This window comes from Companilactobacillus paralimentarius DSM 13238 = JCM 10415, from assembly GCF_001434985.1.
Classification (GTDB): domain Bacteria; phylum Bacillota; class Bacilli; order Lactobacillales; family Lactobacillaceae; genus Companilactobacillus; species Companilactobacillus paralimentarius.
In genome coordinates, this window is the sequence record NZ_AZES01000104.1 from 1 (window position 1) to 16,726 (window position 16,726).

Here is a 16,726-nt window from a genome sequence, read left to right on the forward strand (position 1 = left end):
AAAAATAGAGTTGATGGCAAAATGCCTATCAACTCTATTTATCGTACAGCCATAAATTCCAGCAACGCCTTTTAATCTGACCAATCCTAATAGCAAAGTCTTATATAACTAACCTTCAAAATTATATTCATCTGGATCTGGACCAACTCGGAAATCTTCATTCATATTATTAATAGTTTCCATATCAGAATCATCCAATGTAAAGTCAAATACATTGGCATTACTTTGCATTCTTTCAGAACGAACCGACTTAACAGCTAGTAGTACATCTCTTTGAATATCCCATCTCAAAATCACTTGAGCTACTGTCTTATTGTGCTTGTCAGCAATAGCTTTTAAAGTTTCATCTTTCAAAATTTGGCCTTGCATAAGTGGTGACCAAGCTTGAATCTTAATATCTTGAGTTTTTGCATATTCGTGCAATTTGTCTTGATTCAATTTTGGATGTGATTCAACCTGATCTAAAACAGGAGTTATATCAGCATATTCTGTCAATTCCTTCAAATGATGAATTTCAAAATTGCTTACGCCAATGGCCTTAATTTTTCCTGACTTATATAGATCCTCAAGCGCTTGGTAGGATTCTTTAAATGAATCATTGCCAGGCCAGTGAATCAAATACAAATCCCAATAATCTAAGCCTAATTTTTTCAAACTAGAATTAAAGGCTGCAACGGTTTGATCGTACGTTAAATGATCATTCCAAACTTTTGAAGTTACAAATAAGTCTTCACGTGATAAACCAGTTTCGTTTAATCCTTGACGAATACCTTCTCCAGTACCGGCCTCATTACCATAAACTTGGGCAGTATCGATTAGACGATAACCATTTTTAATTCCTTCAGCCACAACCTTAGCCGTGTCTTCATTCGGAATTTGAAATACACCTAATCCCAATCCAGGAATTTTTGTACCGTTATTTAGTGTTACGCGATCATTCAATGAATTAATCATCTTGTTTCCTCCAATTATCTGTAAAGAACATGTTGTTAATATATACCCTGCTAAATCAAAAAAATAGTACCCACTTTTTAGTTCTACACTAACCAAAAAGTACCTATTGGATCATATCAGTAGTTTGCCCGACAATACTTTCAAAAAAAAATACCCGATCTCTCGATCAAGTATTATTTATTAGCTATTTTTTAAAGATTGCTAAACCACCAGCCGGATTATTCCAATCTGGATCTTGTGCAGTTACAATTAATTTTTCATTTGTGAAGGCAGTTAATCCTAGTTGACTCATTTCACGACCATAACCTGAACCTTTAACACCACCAAACGGTAACTCTGGAAGAGAAACTAAGAACGAATTAACAAAGACCATTCCGGTTTCGATCTTTTCGGCAACAGCCTTTCCATGTTGTGGATCGGCCGAAACAACTATTCCACCTAGTCCTAATTTGGAATCATTAGCTAAATCGATGGCTTCTTGATCGGAACTTACCTTGAAGACTTGGGCAACTGGTCCAAACATTTCATCATAGAATTCTGGATTATCTTTATCTATATCAGTCAAAATAGTTGGTTGAATGAATTGACCTGGTAAATCAATTGGTTGGTTACCGTAATAAACTTTAGCACCACCGGCAATAGCCCTGTCAATTTGACTTTGAAGTTTTTCTTTAGCACGTTTGGAATTCATAGGAGCAATCGTAGTCTTAGGGTCCATGGGATCTCCTGGAACCAATTTTTCAAAATTTTCTTTAAGTTTCTTCAAGAATTCATCGTACAAATTATCAGCTACGATAAATCTTTTATCTGAAGTACATACTTGTCCAGCATTGTAGATACGAACTCTCCAAGCAAGATCAACAGCTTTATCAACATCAGCATCTGACAAGACTACAAAAGCATCAGATCCACCGAGTTCCATTGAATTCTTTTTAAGATTCTTGCCAGCCGTTTCAGCAACTGATTGACCGCCACGTTTTGACCCCGTTAATGCGACCCCTTGAACACGTGGATCAGCAATAATACCACTAACTTGATCATAACTAGCAAAAAGATTTGTCAAACTTCCCTTAGGTGCTCCAGCTTCTAGCACTATCTTTTCAAAGGCTGCAGCTGATCCCGGTGTATTTGAAGCATGTTTCAAAATCATAGGATTCCCAACCATAAAATTAGGAGCGAAGACTCGCATAATTTGATAGTATGGGAAATTCCATGGTTCAACCATCATCAAAACACCAGTAGCTTGGTGCAAGATCTCCGCATCACCGGTGTTGCGACTACTAATTGGTGTAGGTTTCAATAAATCGGCACCATTATCAGCGTAGTAGTCAGCAATGATTGCACAAAGTTCCACCTCACCTTTTGATTCAGCGTAAAGTTTACCCATATCGATTGTAGCAATTTTAGCTAATTCATCTTCGTTTTCACGTAATAGATCAGCAATTGTATGTAATGTAACAGCTCTACTGCTAACCGATTCATTCCGCCATTTTTTATAAAGTGCATACCCAGTACTCAAGGCAGATTCAATTTCCTCTGCCGTTGCATCTGGATAAGATTTTACTAATTCATTTGTATAAGGATTGATAGTTTTATAGGCCATAATAATTAATGCCTCCAAAATTTATTTAAAACATTTTGTTAAAGATTATGAGTCCATTGTAAACCCTATCAATTTTAAAATAAATACGTACCCTTTATAAAAATTGAATCGTACCACTTTTACTATATAGATAACAAAATCTTCTAGACAAAAAAAGCCGAGGATAACCTCGACTTTTTGTTAAGAATAATTTTCAATTTTGTTTCCGGCATCTGAGCCATAAACAATCTTCTGTACATTCTTTGTGATTTCAGCAATTCTTGAAAAGCCACTCAAACCACTTTGATTATGGCCATTCGTCATAACTACTAAAATATATCTTTGTCCATTTGGTAACGTTACAATACCGGCGTCGTTGTTAGTATCATTCAGAAATCCAACTTTGTCTTGGACAGTTGTTCCACTATCAGCGGCGGATGCTCCAGCAGGGATTCCTGTACGGTAAATTTGCTTACCCATTAAATCCAAAATTTTTGCTTGATCAGATTCATTTTCATAGGCACCTTTTCCGGTGGCTAAATCTTCTAGCAGTAGTTGCAAACTATAACTAGTTGTTTTGGCAGCCTGTCCATCTTGGAAAACTGATGGATACCAACCTTGTTTTTTAATGAAGGTACTGATCGTACTAGCACCATACTTGTCAATTTGTGCTTCCGCAAAATCATTTTCGCTGTTAACGATCATTTTGTCAAAATTATCAGTATTTTCAGTCGTCCAACTAAAATTACCATTCGACTTTTGATTCATCAAGTAAGCTGTTAAATACAATTTATATGTACTAGCAGCTGTTTTAACTGCATGAGCGTTCGATTCAGTTTCCAAACTACCAGCTTGATAAAGTTTGGCATACTTACTATTAGCCGCGGCACTGCCACTTTCTGCACCTAAATTGTAAAAACTAACACTAGCAGTACCATCCTTGGTAACTGTATTCAGATAGTTAGTCAGATTGGTTTGAATAATTTTTTGTTTCTTTTTAATTGCCTGCTCAGTTTTAAAATTGTCAATAATAGTTGATGCATATGAATTATTGAAGAAATAACTCAAACTACCAACGATTATTATTGTTGCAATCAAAAGAACTCTCAAATATTTTTTGAATCTTCTTCTTTTGACTCGTATAAGATTACCTCATCCCATTAATCGTAAAAATTTAATAAAGTCAATTATACGAGCTATTTGTGAATTTTCTTTATACGTTTTCATTACAACTCTTTTAATATTTTGTAAATTTTGTTACATCTCTGAAATAAAAATCAAAAGTCAATTTGAAGGTAGGCTATAGTTTGTATGTGCTTAACTTCCCGTCTTCCGTAAGAATTGGGAATGTGTTGGAACGCTATGGGCGTGACTTGAAGCTAATAATTTTATAAAATGTTTAGCTTAATAAAACAAGAACGGCCTCTATTAAGGGATTCAAGTAAAGAATATATCTTGAATATTTAATGGAGGTCGTTCTTTTGATTTAAATTTCTTCAAAAATTTCAAAACATCAATAACATTAGAATCAGGGAAATCAGTCGATAGTAAAAAAATTGTGGGCAATCAACCACAAATCCAGTTAAATCGGTTATCCCCCAAAGATTCCCAGTGAAATTCGAGCATAACGACTCATTCTGGAGATATCCCAAGTTGGATACCAAACTAACTCAACCTCACACTCACTGATTCCCTCAACTGTTTCGGCAGCCTCTACAATCGAATCATGCAACATATCGCTCAAAGGACATCCCATTGTCGTCAAGGTCATTGTCACCACGGCTTTATTCTCATGCTCAATATTTACTCCGTAGATCAAACCCAAGTTCACGATGTCGATTCCTAATTCCGGATCGATCACATCCTCTAAAGCCTCCATAACTAGATCCTTTTTTTCTGTCATAATCTTATCCTTTAACCAATTGAACCTTCCATCTCAAAACTGATCAAACGGTTTAATTCGACGGCATATTCCATTGGGAGTTTTTTTGTAAATGGCTCCACGAATCCCATAACAATCATTTCAGTAGCCTTTTCCTCAGAAATTCCACGGCTCATTAAATAATAAAGCTGTTCTTCTGAAATCTTAGAAACTCGAGCCTCATGTTCCATTGAAACGTTAGCATTATCAATTTCATTATAAGGTATTGTATCAGATGAAGACTGATCATCCATAATAATTGTGTCACACTCCACATGAGCTTTTGAGCCATCAGAGTGCTTTCCAAAACGGACCGTACCTCGATAATCAACTGAACCACCAGTTTTAGCGATTGATTTTGAAACAATTGAACTAGAAGTATTTTTAGCATTGTGAATCATTCTGGCACCAGAGTCTTGATGAATTCCATTACTTGCCACAGCAATCGACAACATCGTGCCTCGGGCATTTTCACCATTCAAATAAACACTCGGATACTTCATCGTAACCTTAGAACCTAAATTGCCATCAACCCATTCCATCGTAGCGTTCTCTTCGGCAGCGGCACGTTTGGTTTCCAAACTGTAAACATTGTCTGACCAATTCTGAATCGTAGTATAACGACAATAAGCATCCTTTTGCACGTTAACTTCAACTACTGCCGCATGTAAACTGTCAGATGAATAATTTGGTGCGGTGCAACCTTCAACGTAATCAACTTTAGCCCCTTCATCAACAATGATCAATGTTCTTTCAAACTGACCAGAGTTTTCCGAGTTCAAACGAAAGTATGATTGAATTGGGATATCGGTTCTAACACCTTTCGGTACATAGATAAACGATCCACCTGACCAAACAGCTCCATTTAAGGCCGCAAATTTATTATCAGTTGGTTTCACTAATTTTCCAAACCATTTCTTGAATAGTTCTGGATATTCCTTTAAGGCCGTATCTGAATCAGTAAAAATGATTCCCAATTTAGCAAATTCTTCGCGCATATTGTGATAAACCACTTCAGATTCATATTGAGCTGACGATCCACCTAAGTATTTTCTTTCAGCCTCTGGAACACCCAAGCGATCAAAGGTTTCTTTCATTTTGTCGGGAACATCTTCCCAGTCACGATACTTTCTATCAGTCATTTTTTGATAATAAAGCATATTTTTCAGATCAAGCTTTGAAAGATCCGGACCATACGTTGGCATGGGTAATTTTTTGTAAGCTTCATAGGATTTCAGGCGATAATCTAACATCCACTGTGGTTCATTTTTTTCAGCTGATATTTGTCTAACAGTTTCCTCAGTTAAGCCTCGACCAGTTGAATATTTTGGTTTGATGTCATCGTGAAAACCATATTCGTAATCTGAATCATTTAAATCAATCATCGTCTTCATCTCCTAACGACTTTCTCAATGCCCACCAACATAATGTGGCGCACTTAATTCTAGCGGGGAACTGCATGATACTGGATAAAATTGCAGCATCGCCTAATTTATCTAAATCAGCTTGAGAGTGTTCTTTACCCATGACCATATCCGAAAAAATATGGGCCATTTCCAAACTCTCAGCTGTTGTTTTATTGAGGACTGCATCGGTCATCATACTAGCAGAGGACTGACTGATCGTACAGCCTTCACCAGTAAAGCCAATATCAGTTATCTTATCGCCATCTAATTTAATTTCTAAATTGATCACATCACCACAAGTTGGATTCTTCAAAGTAATCTTGTTCGTCGCACTAGACAAACTTTGCTTATGATGTGGATGTTCAGAATGATCCAAGATAACTTCACGGTACAAACTGTTCAAACCATTTAAACTCATACTTTGAAGAACTCCTTTGTGTCACAGATTGCTTGAATTAATTCATCAGCGTCCTGCTTATTATTGTAAATGTAAAAACTTGCTCGAGCGGTCGCTACTAAATTCAAATATTTCATCAGTGGTTGAGCACAATGATGTCCGGCTCGAATTGCTACTCCATCCATATCCAGGGCGGTCGCTACATCGTGGGGATGTAAGTTTTGTAAATTAAATGAAATAACGCCACTGTGATGATCAGCATCGTGGGGACCATAAACAGTCAATCCATCAATCTCAAGCAACTTAGGCAGAACATAAGCAACCAAATCTTTTTCATAGTTCTCAACATTTTCCATACCAATACTGCTCAAGTAGTCAATCGCTTTACCTAGTCCGACTGCACCAGATACATTCTGTGTCCCCGCTTCAAATTTCCAGGGAATATCGGTCCAAGTGCTTTGATATTTCTCTACAAAATCAATCATCTCTCCACCATATTGGTAAGGAGACATAACTTTTAACAAATCAGCTTTACCATATAAAACACCAATTCCCATGGGAGCTAACATTTTGTGTCCGGAGAAAGCATAGAAATCAACATTCAAATCTTGAACATCCACTGGCATATGTGGAACTGCTTGCGCACCATCAGCCACCATAATAGCTTTATGGGCATGGGCAATTTGTGCTAATTGTTTAATATCATTAGTCACACCCAAAACATTACTGGCATGAGTTATGGAAACTATTTTAGTTTTATCGGTAATCTTCTTTTTAGCATCTTCCATATCCAATTGGCCATCAGCTGTTAAACCGATATATTTCAAAATAGCTTTTTTACGATTAGCTAATTGTTGCCAAGGAATCAAGTTGCTGTGGTGCTCCATAATGGAAATGACGATTTCATCACCAGCTGCAATATTGTCTTCGCCATAGGTACTTGCGACTAAATTCAAACTGTCAGTTGCACCTTTAGTGAAAATAATTTCTCGACTCTCCTTAGCATTGATAAACTGTTGTACCTTTTGACGAGCAGTCTCAAATTCTTCAGTAGCCCTCTCACCTAAGGTATGCACGCCCCGACGAGTATTAGCATTATCATTTTTATAATAACGAACAACCTCATCAATAACCTGATTGGGTTTCTGACTAGTAGCGGCATTATCTAAATATACTAATGGTTCATCGTTTACTTTTTGATTGAGAATCGGAAAATCCTTACGAATTTGTTGCAATTGTTTGTCCATCGGCTAATTTCCTCTCGATCGTTTGAACTAATTCCTCGCGAATAGCTTTGGAAGGAATCGAAACTAATACGTCACCCAAAAATCCTCGAATAACCATTCTTTGTGCTGTTTTTTTATCAATTCCTCGACTCATCAAATAGTAGAGCTGTCTTTGATCAACTTGACCGACACTTGCCGCATGTCCGGCTAAAACATCATTTTCATCAATCAAAAGGATTGGATTAGCATCACCATGGGCTTTACTCGACATCATCATAACGCGATTCTGTTGTTCGGCATTAGCACCCGAAGCACCTTTGATAATGTGACCAATTCCATTAAAAATTAATCGTGAACGATCCATGATAACTCCACGTTGGTTAATGTTACCAATGGAATGTTTACCATAATTAGTAACTCGAGTATTCACACCTTCTTGTTGCTGTCCTGAAGTGATGTCAACAACCTTAATTTCTGAATGAGCACCCTCACCAAACAAATCAGTATCAAAATCAGCTACTGTATCGCCAGAATTCATCAAACCGATTGACCAATCAACATAAGCATTTTGATCCACATAGGCACGACGACTTAAATAAGAAGTAACATTCTCTCCCATTTCATCAACTGCCGCATACCTCACTTCACTATTAGGCATTGCCATTACTTCAACTACACAGTTAGCAACACTTTTGGCATCGCCCTCTGTTCTAGTTCTTTGGATAAAGGAAAACTTCGAGTTTTCACCTGCCACAATTAAAATATGTGAAACAAAAGGTTGATTGGAATTCTGTTTCAATTCAATTTCAATTGGCTTTTGAACTACCGTATTCTCAGGTACATACAAGAAAATACCTTGATTCATGTATGCTGTATGATAAGCGGTCAACTTATTTTCGTCAGATTTTATAACTTTATTCATGAAGTACTTTTGGATCATTTCTGGGTACGCTGTCATAGCATCAAAAATATCCATCAAAATATAATCATCACAAATTGTTGGCACATTGGTCTTAATAATCGCCTCAGTCGATGGCGCCAATTGCCAACTACTAAAATTAAAACGTTGCATTTTAGGCAAGGGCAACTTATCAATCAACTCAAAAGATGCCTGTCTTTTTTGAGTGAACCAAGTTGGCTCATCTGTTGTCATCGCAAATTTTTCTAGTGTCATAATATCCCCTTAGTCGTCAATCAGATTCACATCAAGTCCTAATTCATCACGCAAGCCAGCATAACCTTCATCTTCAAGTTTTTGAGCCAACTGTGCATCACCAGTCTTTACAATTCTTCCATCCATCATAATATGAACAACATCCGGTTTGATATAATTCAACAATCTTTGATAATGAGTGATGATCAAAGCTCCAAAATTATCGCCACGCATGGAGTTGACACCTTTTGAAACAACCTTAAGCGCATCGATATCAAGTCCAGAATCAATTTCATCTAATAAGGCAAAACTTGGTTTGATCATCAATAATTGCAAAATTTCATTACGTTTCTTTTCACCACCGGAAAAGCCTTCATTCAAGTAACGCTCTGTCATAGCTTCACTCATATCTAGCAATTCCAAATTCTTGTCTAATTCCTTAATAAAGTCCATAACTGAGATTTTGTTATTTTCTGGTCGTCTAGCATTGATCGCAGCACGTAAAAATTCAGCATTCGTAACACCTTGAATTTCAGCTGGATACTGCATTGCTAAAAACAAACCTTTACGAGCACGTTCATCGACCGGCATATCTAAAATACTTTGACCATCTAGCAGAATATCACCGTGAGTCACATGATAATTTTTTTGGCCCATAATGGTTTGAGACAAAGTTGATTTACCCGTTCCATTCGGTCCCATGATGGCATGGATCTCACCAGTCTTCATCTCTAAATTAACGCCCTTGAGAATTTCTTTGCTAGTTTTTTTCTCTTCATCTGTAACTTCAACATGAAGTTCCTTTATTAACAATTCCGCCATTTTTATTCTCCTGTTTCGATAGTAATCGGTTCACAAATTTTAAAAATGATTCTTCTGTGTCATCAGTTCGTGATTTAATGCACTTTTGAGCGATTTAAAGACATTATTTATAACATCAGCTATCACTTTTTGCTTTGCATTTTCACCAAAGACGACCACATACCATCTCTTATTTATCATTTTACAGCAACGCTAAACAAAGAAGAACAGGCAATATAGACTAATATTATATTTTTTATATGCCAAAAATCATGACCATTTTTTTAAACAGATTTAGTCAATATTCATTATATATTCAGTCTAAATATAATTTGTCTCGAAAAACTTGTAAGCGTTTACATCTGTACTGTTATATAATACACTTATGAACGGTTTTTATCATGGAGGTTAATAATGGTCGACTCAAAAAATTTGCATACCATAGGTGAAACAGCAAAAATATGCAAAGTTTCCCGCAAAACTTTAATTTTCTACGAAGAATTAGGCATTCTCAAACCAGACTACATTTGTCCATCCAACGGGTATCGATACTACAGCGACTCCACTATTCAACTAATGCCAATCCTCAAATATTACAAACAGATGGGATTTAAATTACAGGATATGAATGGTGTTGGTGACAACAATAGTTGCTTGTTCCATGAAAGAAATTTTTTAAATCAAATATCATTTTTAGAAGACGAAGAAAAAAGAATTCAAAATTCTCGTCAAGCCTTAATGGATTGGTTGGAATTGATTCATGAAGGAATGAATGTGACCAGTAATAAATTTGAATCTATCAATATCAAATATATTCAACCATCTCAATACTTCTTTTTAGATCAAGATTTTGATTATGATTATAAAGAGTCTGTAATCAATGTTCCTTGGATCAGGTATTTAGAGGAGAACAACGCTGAAATCACCGGTCCTGTAATTCTAGCTTTTGATGACTGTCAAAAGAAATCTTTAGAATTAGCTAACCGAGTTACTATCATGCAAAAGCCTGTCCGAAATAATGACAGTAACCTACCATTGGAAAATATTGGCGGAAAAACTTTCATTTCATCTTATTACATTGGTGACCACTCTCAAATGTATAAAAAATACGCTGATATGGAAAATTGGGCTAAGAAAAATGGCTACAATTGCGGTCCAAATGTATATGAAAGATTCGTCGTCGACTACTGGACTACTACTGATATCAACATGTTTGTCACTGAAATTCTGATACCTATCGTTGAAAATTAATCTAATTCATATTCTGTTGTTCCAATATAAATCATTATATTAAAGGTGGGTAACGTGAAATACGATGATAAATACCATTTGAGTGAAGATCAAAATCATCGTTTTATAAACCGGATCAGATGAAAACTTTATTCTGGGACGGTAATAAGCGTACTGCAACTCTGATTGCCAATGGTGTAGGATTAATCAATGTGTCTTTAAACTTATGGAGCCAATGAAATAATCCTATCTTAGATTGGACTTATTCTAATGCAATACAGGATGTAAATTTAAATTAAAGCAAAAGCCAGCAACTCTGATTTGAAAGAGTTGCTGGCTTTTTATTCAAGAGCTGAATGTGCTAGTTCAGCTCTAATTTTTCGGAGTGTGAATATGGAGTTATAACTTGAGAAAAAATTGACTACCTATAATAATATTTTTTATTCAGCTGTAGTTGTTGTCTTTGGTAGAATATTTTCAACTTCTGCGTGTGGACGAGGAATTACGTGAACTGATAACAATTCACCAATTCTTTGAGCGGCTGCGGCACCAGCATCTGTAGCAGCTTTAACAGCTCCAACGTCGCCTCTAACCATAACTGTGACAATTCCGCCACCAACGAATTCTTTTCCTACTAAAGTAACATTAGCTGCCTTTACCATAGCATCGGCTGCTTCAATTGAACCTACTAGTCCTTTTGTTTCGATCATTCCTAATGCATCAGATTTCATTATAATTTCCTCCAAATTTTTCTTTATTTAATACGAATCCTAGTTTTAGAATTCATTCCTAAAGCATTTGCTTCTTCAGTATCGATATGGCACTCTAAACCAGATTTATCATTGGCTCTGATGGCTACATTGTTGAGTTCCCCACCACGATCGCCTTCGATAACGATAGTAACGATATCACCATTCTTGACACCGAATCTTTCAGCATCGCTTGGCAACATATGAATGTGACGTTGGGCTACAATGACACCTTCGTCTAATTCAACTGATCCCTTAGGGCCAACAACAGTAACTTGTCCTGAATTTAGTAAGTCACCTGAAATTCTAAGTGGTGCTTTGATACCTAATTTAAAAGTATCACCTCTTAGAACTTCAACCTGAGTTCTAGCTCTGACTGGACCAAGAATTCTTACTTTACTGATTGATCCTTTAGGACCACAGATAATAACTGTTTCTTTACTAGCATATTGTCCAGGTTGTGATAGATCTTTTAAAGGAGTTAGCTGATAACCTTTTCCAAACAACTTATCTAAATCCGTTTGTGATAAGTGAATATGACGGTTAGATACTCCAACTGGAATTGTTTTTTCATCTGTTGTAGCCTTTTTAGCAATTTCCGCAATCACATCTTCTGAAACATTTGGTCCAGATAATTTCTCAACCAATTTACCTAATAATTCTTCATAGTCTTCCATGTCGACACCTACGCATTCATTTCAGATAATGTTTTTCTAACTAATTCAGTTAGTACTTTTAATTCTTTATCTGACATATCTTTTGTTACATGTTCTAGTGAACTGTCACATTGAGTTTTATTTACACATTCCTTAACAACATCTTTGAGCTCGGGATGATTAAAACTTTTATCGTCTTCAACCAAAGTTGTTACATCTTTCAAACCAAAGGCTACTTTCTTGATGTTAAGTAAATGTTTAGGACTTACATTCTCTGAAACAGAGCTTCCACCACATGTTCCGCAACCTAACGTGAAGGAAATTGGTAAACCAGTGCTGATACCTGTTCCGCCTTGACTACCACCAGTATTTACAAGAATTCTTGAAGCTGGTTTAGCTGCGAATTTCAAGACGATATCTTCGCGATTAGTGTGAAGATTCATTGTATGTCCAATTCCGTTTTGAAGAAGTTCGATACTTAATTGACAAGCTTCCTTCCAATCTTCCACAACGTAAAATGCTAATACTGTAGTTAGTTTTTCGTATGAAAGTGGATTGCCTTCACCAACACCAGATTGTTTACCAATCAAAATCTTTGTATCGGCAGGAACTTCGAAACCAGCTGCTTTAGAAATAACTTGTGGTGATCTACCAACGAATTTAGCATCCATTGCGTGTCCACCATTCTTGAATAACAAGTTGCAGACAGCTTCTGTTTCGGCATCATCCATGAAGTATCCGCCCTGTTTTTCTAATTCGCTGACGACTTCATCTTTATTACATTTTTCGCAGATAATGGATTGTTCTGATGCACAAATTGTTCCGTAATCGAATGATTTACTTGCGATAATTTGTGAAACGGATTCTTTTACATCAGCGCTACGTTCAATATAGGAAGGAGAATTACCAGCTCCAACCCCAATAGCAGGTTTCCCTGAACTGTAGGCTGCCTTAACCATTCCTGGGCCACCTGTAGCAATAATCAATTTAATTTCTTTAGCATGCATTAATTCATTGGTTGAACCCATTGTTGAATTAGAAACACAAGTGATGATATTATCTGGTGCTCCAGCAGACTTAGCAGCTTCATTCATGATTTCTGCGGCTCTAAAAGTACACTTAGCAGCAGCTGGATGTGGAGCAAAGACAATTGCATTTCTAGCTTTCAAAGCAATCATCGATTTGAAAATAACAGTTGAAGTCGGATTAGTTGATGGTACGATTCCCATTACCAAACCAACTGGTTCTGCAACATCCATAGTCTTCAATTCAGTATCTTTACTGATAATACCAACTGTTTTTTCATCTTTGATTTGTTCATATAGCAAAGTTGCTGCGGCATGATTCTTATAAGTCTTGTCGGCAACATTACCGAAGCCAGTATCTTCAACTGCCAATTGAGCTAACTCAACAGCATGTTTTTCTCCAGCAACGCTCATTGCTTTTAGAATGGCATCGATTTGTTCTTGACTAAAAGTTGAAATATCAATTGCGGCTTGATGGCCCGCTCTGGCAAGGTCTCTGGCTTCTTGAATTGATCTTAAATCTTTATCAAAATTCTCCATGTTCGCTCTCCTATACAATTACTAACCTTCCTTATCAGAATTCAATATTTCAGTAATAATCTGCTTCTTACTCATCTTTTGTAAATCGGCATCTGATATGTTCAAGTTCGTTTTAGTTTTTACTATTTTTCTAAGTTCAGCAATTCGTTTTGGTTCTAGTTCTTCTGGTTTAAAACCGATTGGTTTTTCCTTTGGTGTCTCTTCTTTGCTTTCGACTGAATCTTCTTCAACAATTTCTTCTGGAATTTTTTTTGCCTTTGGATCATCCAAAAGTGGCTCAATTTCTGAATCAGGTCTAGCAATGACGTGTTTCGAAACTAGGAAATTATCTCCCAGTTGTTCGACCGCACTGGCTCCGGCATCAACGGCTGTTTTTACAGCCCCGACATCCCCAACAACTGATACTGTTACCAATCCGCCACCGACGAATTCTTTTGACACTAAGTCAACTTCAGCTGTTTTTAACATGACATCACTGGATTCAATAGCGGCGATTAGTCCATTGGTTTCTATTAACCCTAATGCTTGCATAATTACCTCCATCAATTTATATGAATTATTCAGTTAAGGAATAAACAAGTTCGACATCTTTAAGAGCTTTGACAGTAACATTGGCTCCTTTAGGAATGAAGATGATATCGCCCTCTTTTGATACACACGAATTCTCATCAATGGAGATGTCTAATGCTCCTTTAGATATGTACAGATAAGTATCATTTCCAATGGTTTTAGTTAGTTCGGTATGATTTAGTCTGACTAGGCCAAACTTTGTTTTATTAGAATTTCCGAAAAAAATACTGCAATATTGACCGGAACCACCATTTATACAGTTAGGAATATCAGTAAAATGTATGCTGCTTCCGTCGATAACTTTTAATCCATTAGAATCAAATTTCATTACATACCGGTTATTCAAAGAATCTTTCAATATCTTTTTTATTATTGATACGATCAATTCTTCGGAAATATTTTTAGAACTCGTATTTTTCTTCTCTTCTGGTTCAATTACTTTTACATTTAAGCCATACTCTTCAATTAAATCTTTGGCTAAAGGTGTGATGATGGTATTTTGATCAATCTCAATGTTTGTTTGATCATTCGAGTAAGCGCTTTCAACAGTGCTTGCACATAGTGCCTTTTTCATTTACCAACACCCCCTCAGACTGGTTTACAGCTATCATCAATAATTCCGATTACAGCTGAATCTATTGGTATACTGTTATCCCCCAAAGCCTGTCTTGCTGCAGTGCCACTGGCTACGATGACTCTATCCCCAATACCGGCGCCAATTACATCACAAACCACAATTTGTTCTCCGTTTTTTCTACCGCCAGTTATCTCCGCTAACATTAGTTTTAAACCATTCATATTATCAGCTTTTCTAGTTGCCCAGACGTTATCTATTAATTTAGCTATTACCATTGCTCAGTTTCCCATGTTTTCTTAATCTCTTCGATTGCTGAAGTAACGGAGGCGGTATCGCCAAAGATGGCGAGCATGATCATATTCTGAGGACAGCTACCCCTGATATCTTCAGTGGTAACACCAACAGCCTTTTCAGCAATATCCGAGGCTACAACCATTTCGATCAATCTTCCTTGAACCAAACCGACGGCGTCGATGTTGTCAATTTTGTCTCTAATTCCGGAACCCTTACGACGATTCAATATCGCCATAGTTCCTTCACTAGGTGACTTGATAATTCTACAGTCCATATCTACTGCCTCCTAATCTATGACCTCATTTGTACAACTTTTGGCAATTCCTAAAGGAGTAACAAACATGGGATTTATTGGCTTATGTGTTGTTATTCCTGTTTTCTTCTCAATGATCTTTTCAATACCACTTAAGCAAGCAGTTCCGCCTACTAAATACAAATCTTTCACGTCATATCCAGCAACCTGAGTCGTTATGATAGTCGAAATTTTTTCAATAACTGGTTTTAAAATCGGTAATAACTCTTTGTGATTATCCTTATTTCTCTTATACAGTTCCGCGTCTTCAAACGAAGTACTCATTGCTCCAGCGATAGTTAAAGTTAAGTGAGTTCCACCAGTTGCTTCATCGGATATTTTGACTACTTTTCCATTATTTAAAATGGAAATTCCAGTCGTTCCACCACCGATATCTACAATGGCTCCATTCTTAATGTTTAAAACATTATTAGCGGCTGTTGGTTCATCTAAGATAGATGTAATTTCAAAACCTGCACTTTGAATTACATTTTTAATTGCTCCACCATCCAGTGATTCGGTATCCGGTGGAATGGCTGCGGAAGAATAAACAAGTTCTGTATCAAGCAGATCTTCTAATTTCTTTTTCAATTTTTTTACTAAAGTAATGGCTCCAAAATAATCAACAATCATTCCATCTTTTACAACATCTGAATATTCATATGCCCCTGCAACTGGTTCATATTCAGAATTCATAACTACTAGAACTACACAAGCAGTTCCTAGATCAACACCTGTGTAATATATTTTGCTTTCATCAATTACTGGATTGGCAACAACGGCTTCAAATTTTGAAACTAAATTATTACAAGCCTGCATACTTTCACCCATAATTAATCCTCCATTAGTTTACGAATCTGATCGACCAGCTCTATCTTTACTAAATTCAATTGATCTTTCGAATCTAATTGAATTTCACATATTCTTGATAAACACTTCTTAAGTAAAATAATCACTTTATACTTAGGGTTTCTTAACGTTTCTTTTGTTATAGGTTTACTAAGTACTTCACTTGCGTCACATGAATATATCTGTAAATTTGGTGGCATTTCTTGATCAAGCAACTCATATACTTCATAAATACCGTTGCCTAATTTGACATCTATTTCATAAGCCTCAACGATAGCAGCTTGTAAATCCAGCTTTAAAAGTTCTTCAGTAGCTGTCTGATTATATGTTTCTGGCTTCTTTTGGATGTCTTTTGAATGATCTTTTTCGATTATTTTTATTCCTTTACCGGTTAAAAAACTCTTGGCTTCAGGCGTTAACCTGTCGTTCTTGGAAATCATATATTCTGAAAATTCTGCTTTGTGATAGAGACCCTGTAATTCTCTTTCCGTAATAAACATATCT

General features: G+C 36.4%; 19 protein-coding genes. 1 reads left to right on the forward strand and 18 read right to left on the reverse strand.

Annotation, left to right across the window (positions count from 1 at the left end; genetic code table 11):
• Positions 1 to 108: 108 nt before the first annotated feature.
• The 9 genes from FD33_RS08900 to sufC all read right to left on the reverse strand — a co-directional run bounded on the left by FD33_RS08900 (position 109) and on the right by sufC (position 9,461).
• The gene (locus tag FD33_RS08900; protein ID WP_025085291.1) at positions 109 to 954 is read right to left on the reverse strand and encodes an aldo/keto reductase; all 846 of its coding nucleotides are present in this window, start codon (positions 952 to 954) and stop codon (positions 109 to 111) included.
• Positions 955 to 1,138: 184 nt separating this feature from the next.
• Positions 1,139 to 2,557 (reverse strand): NAD-dependent succinate-semialdehyde dehydrogenase, encoded by a 1,419-nt coding sequence (locus FD33_RS08905; protein ID WP_056955920.1) that lies wholly within the window; start codon positions 2,555 to 2,557, stop codon positions 1,139 to 1,141.
• Positions 2,558 to 2,737: 180 nt separating this feature from the next.
• Positions 2,738 to 3,634, reverse strand: a complete 897-nt coding sequence (locus FD33_RS08910; RefSeq protein WP_234031744.1) for a serine hydrolase — start codon at positions 3,632 to 3,634, stop codon at positions 2,738 to 2,740.
• Positions 3,635 to 4,127: 493 nt separating this feature from the next.
• A complete protein-coding gene (locus tag FD33_RS08915; RefSeq protein WP_025085289.1) occupies positions 4,128 to 4,439 on the reverse strand; it encodes a metal-sulfur cluster assembly factor in 312 nt (103 codons plus the stop codon).
• Between the two features lie 11 nt (positions 4,440 to 4,450).
• On the reverse strand, positions 4,451 to 5,842 hold the full coding sequence (sufB, locus tag FD33_RS08920) for a Fe-S cluster assembly protein SufB (protein ID WP_371125776.1): 1,392 nt from the start codon (positions 5,840 to 5,842) through the stop codon (positions 4,451 to 4,453).
• Positions 5,835 to 6,281, reverse strand: coding sequence for a Fe-S cluster assembly sulfur transfer protein SufU (sufU, locus tag FD33_RS08925; RefSeq protein ID WP_025085288.1), 447 nt, complete (start codon positions 6,279 to 6,281; stop codon positions 5,835 to 5,837). The genes sufB and sufU overlap by 8 nt, the downstream gene beginning before the upstream one ends.
• Positions 6,278 to 7,507 carry a cysteine desulfurase gene (locus FD33_RS08930; RefSeq protein WP_025085287.1) on the reverse strand — a complete coding sequence of 410 codons (1,230 nt, stop codon included), beginning with the start codon at positions 7,505 to 7,507 and terminating at the stop codon, positions 6,278 to 6,280. Before FD33_RS08930 ends, sufU begins: the two co-directional genes overlap by 4 nt.
• The gene (gene sufD / locus FD33_RS08935; protein WP_025085286.1) at positions 7,479 to 8,660 is read right to left on the reverse strand and encodes a Fe-S cluster assembly protein SufD; all 1,182 of its coding nucleotides are present in this window, start codon (positions 8,658 to 8,660) and stop codon (positions 7,479 to 7,481) included. Before sufD ends, FD33_RS08930 begins: the two co-directional genes overlap by 29 nt.
• A 9-nt stretch (positions 8,661 to 8,669) precedes the next feature.
• Positions 8,670 to 9,461 carry a Fe-S cluster assembly ATPase SufC gene (sufC, locus tag FD33_RS08940; RefSeq protein WP_025085285.1) on the reverse strand — a complete coding sequence of 264 codons (792 nt, stop codon included), beginning with the start codon at positions 9,459 to 9,461 and terminating at the stop codon, positions 8,670 to 8,672.
• Positions 9,462 to 9,854: 393 nt separating this feature from the next.
• Here sufC and FD33_RS08945 point away from each other — a divergent pair, with 393 nt between their 5' ends.
• On the forward strand, positions 9,855 to 10,691 hold the full coding sequence (locus tag FD33_RS08945) for a MerR family transcriptional regulator (protein ID WP_025085284.1): 837 nt from the start codon (positions 9,855 to 9,857) through the stop codon (positions 10,689 to 10,691).
• 419 nt (positions 10,692 to 11,110) lie between these two features.
• Here FD33_RS08945 and eutM read toward each other — a convergent pair whose 3' ends face one another.
• The 9 genes from eutM to FD33_RS08990 are packed head-to-tail and all read right to left on the reverse strand — an operon-like array spanning position 11,111 to position 16,722.
• The gene (gene eutM, locus FD33_RS08950) at positions 11,111 to 11,401 is read right to left on the reverse strand and encodes an ethanolamine utilization microcompartment protein EutM (RefSeq protein ID WP_025085283.1); all 291 of its coding nucleotides are present in this window, start codon (positions 11,399 to 11,401) and stop codon (positions 11,111 to 11,113) included.
• A gap of 23 nt (positions 11,402 to 11,424) precedes the next feature.
• Positions 11,425 to 12,096: a phosphate propanoyltransferase gene (locus FD33_RS08955; RefSeq protein ID WP_025085282.1), complete on the reverse strand. Its 672-nt coding sequence runs from the start codon at positions 12,094 to 12,096 to the stop codon at positions 11,425 to 11,427.
• 8 nt (positions 12,097 to 12,104) lie between these two features.
• A complete protein-coding gene (locus FD33_RS08960; protein WP_025085281.1) occupies positions 12,105 to 13,640 on the reverse strand; it encodes an acetaldehyde dehydrogenase (acetylating) in 1,536 nt (511 codons plus the stop codon).
• A gap of 21 nt (positions 13,641 to 13,661) precedes the next feature.
• The gene (locus tag FD33_RS13085; RefSeq protein WP_025085280.1) at positions 13,662 to 14,171 is read right to left on the reverse strand and encodes a BMC domain-containing protein; all 510 of its coding nucleotides are present in this window, start codon (positions 14,169 to 14,171) and stop codon (positions 13,662 to 13,664) included.
• Positions 14,172 to 14,196: 25 nt separating this feature from the next.
• A complete protein-coding gene (locus FD33_RS08970; protein WP_025085279.1) occupies positions 14,197 to 14,784 on the reverse strand; it encodes a cupin domain-containing protein in 588 nt (195 codons plus the stop codon).
• A 14-nt stretch (positions 14,785 to 14,798) separates the two neighbouring features.
• Positions 14,799 to 15,062 (reverse strand): EutN/CcmL family microcompartment protein, encoded by a 264-nt coding sequence (locus FD33_RS08975; protein WP_025085278.1) that lies wholly within the window; start codon positions 15,060 to 15,062, stop codon positions 14,799 to 14,801.
• A complete protein-coding gene (locus FD33_RS08980) occupies positions 15,056 to 15,355 on the reverse strand; it encodes a BMC domain-containing protein (RefSeq protein ID WP_025085277.1) in 300 nt (99 codons plus the stop codon). The genes FD33_RS08975 and FD33_RS08980 overlap by 7 nt, the downstream gene beginning before the upstream one ends.
• Positions 15,356 to 15,367: 12 nt before the next feature.
• Positions 15,368 to 16,204 carry an ethanolamine utilization protein EutJ gene (gene eutJ / locus FD33_RS08985; protein ID WP_025085276.1) on the reverse strand — a complete coding sequence of 279 codons (837 nt, stop codon included), beginning with the start codon at positions 16,202 to 16,204 and terminating at the stop codon, positions 15,368 to 15,370.
• A 2-nt stretch (positions 16,205 to 16,206) separates the two neighbouring features.
• Positions 16,207 to 16,722, reverse strand: a complete 516-nt coding sequence (locus FD33_RS08990; RefSeq protein WP_025085275.1) for a hypothetical protein — start codon at positions 16,720 to 16,722, stop codon at positions 16,207 to 16,209.
• Between the last annotated feature and the right edge of the window lie 4 nt (positions 16,723 to 16,726).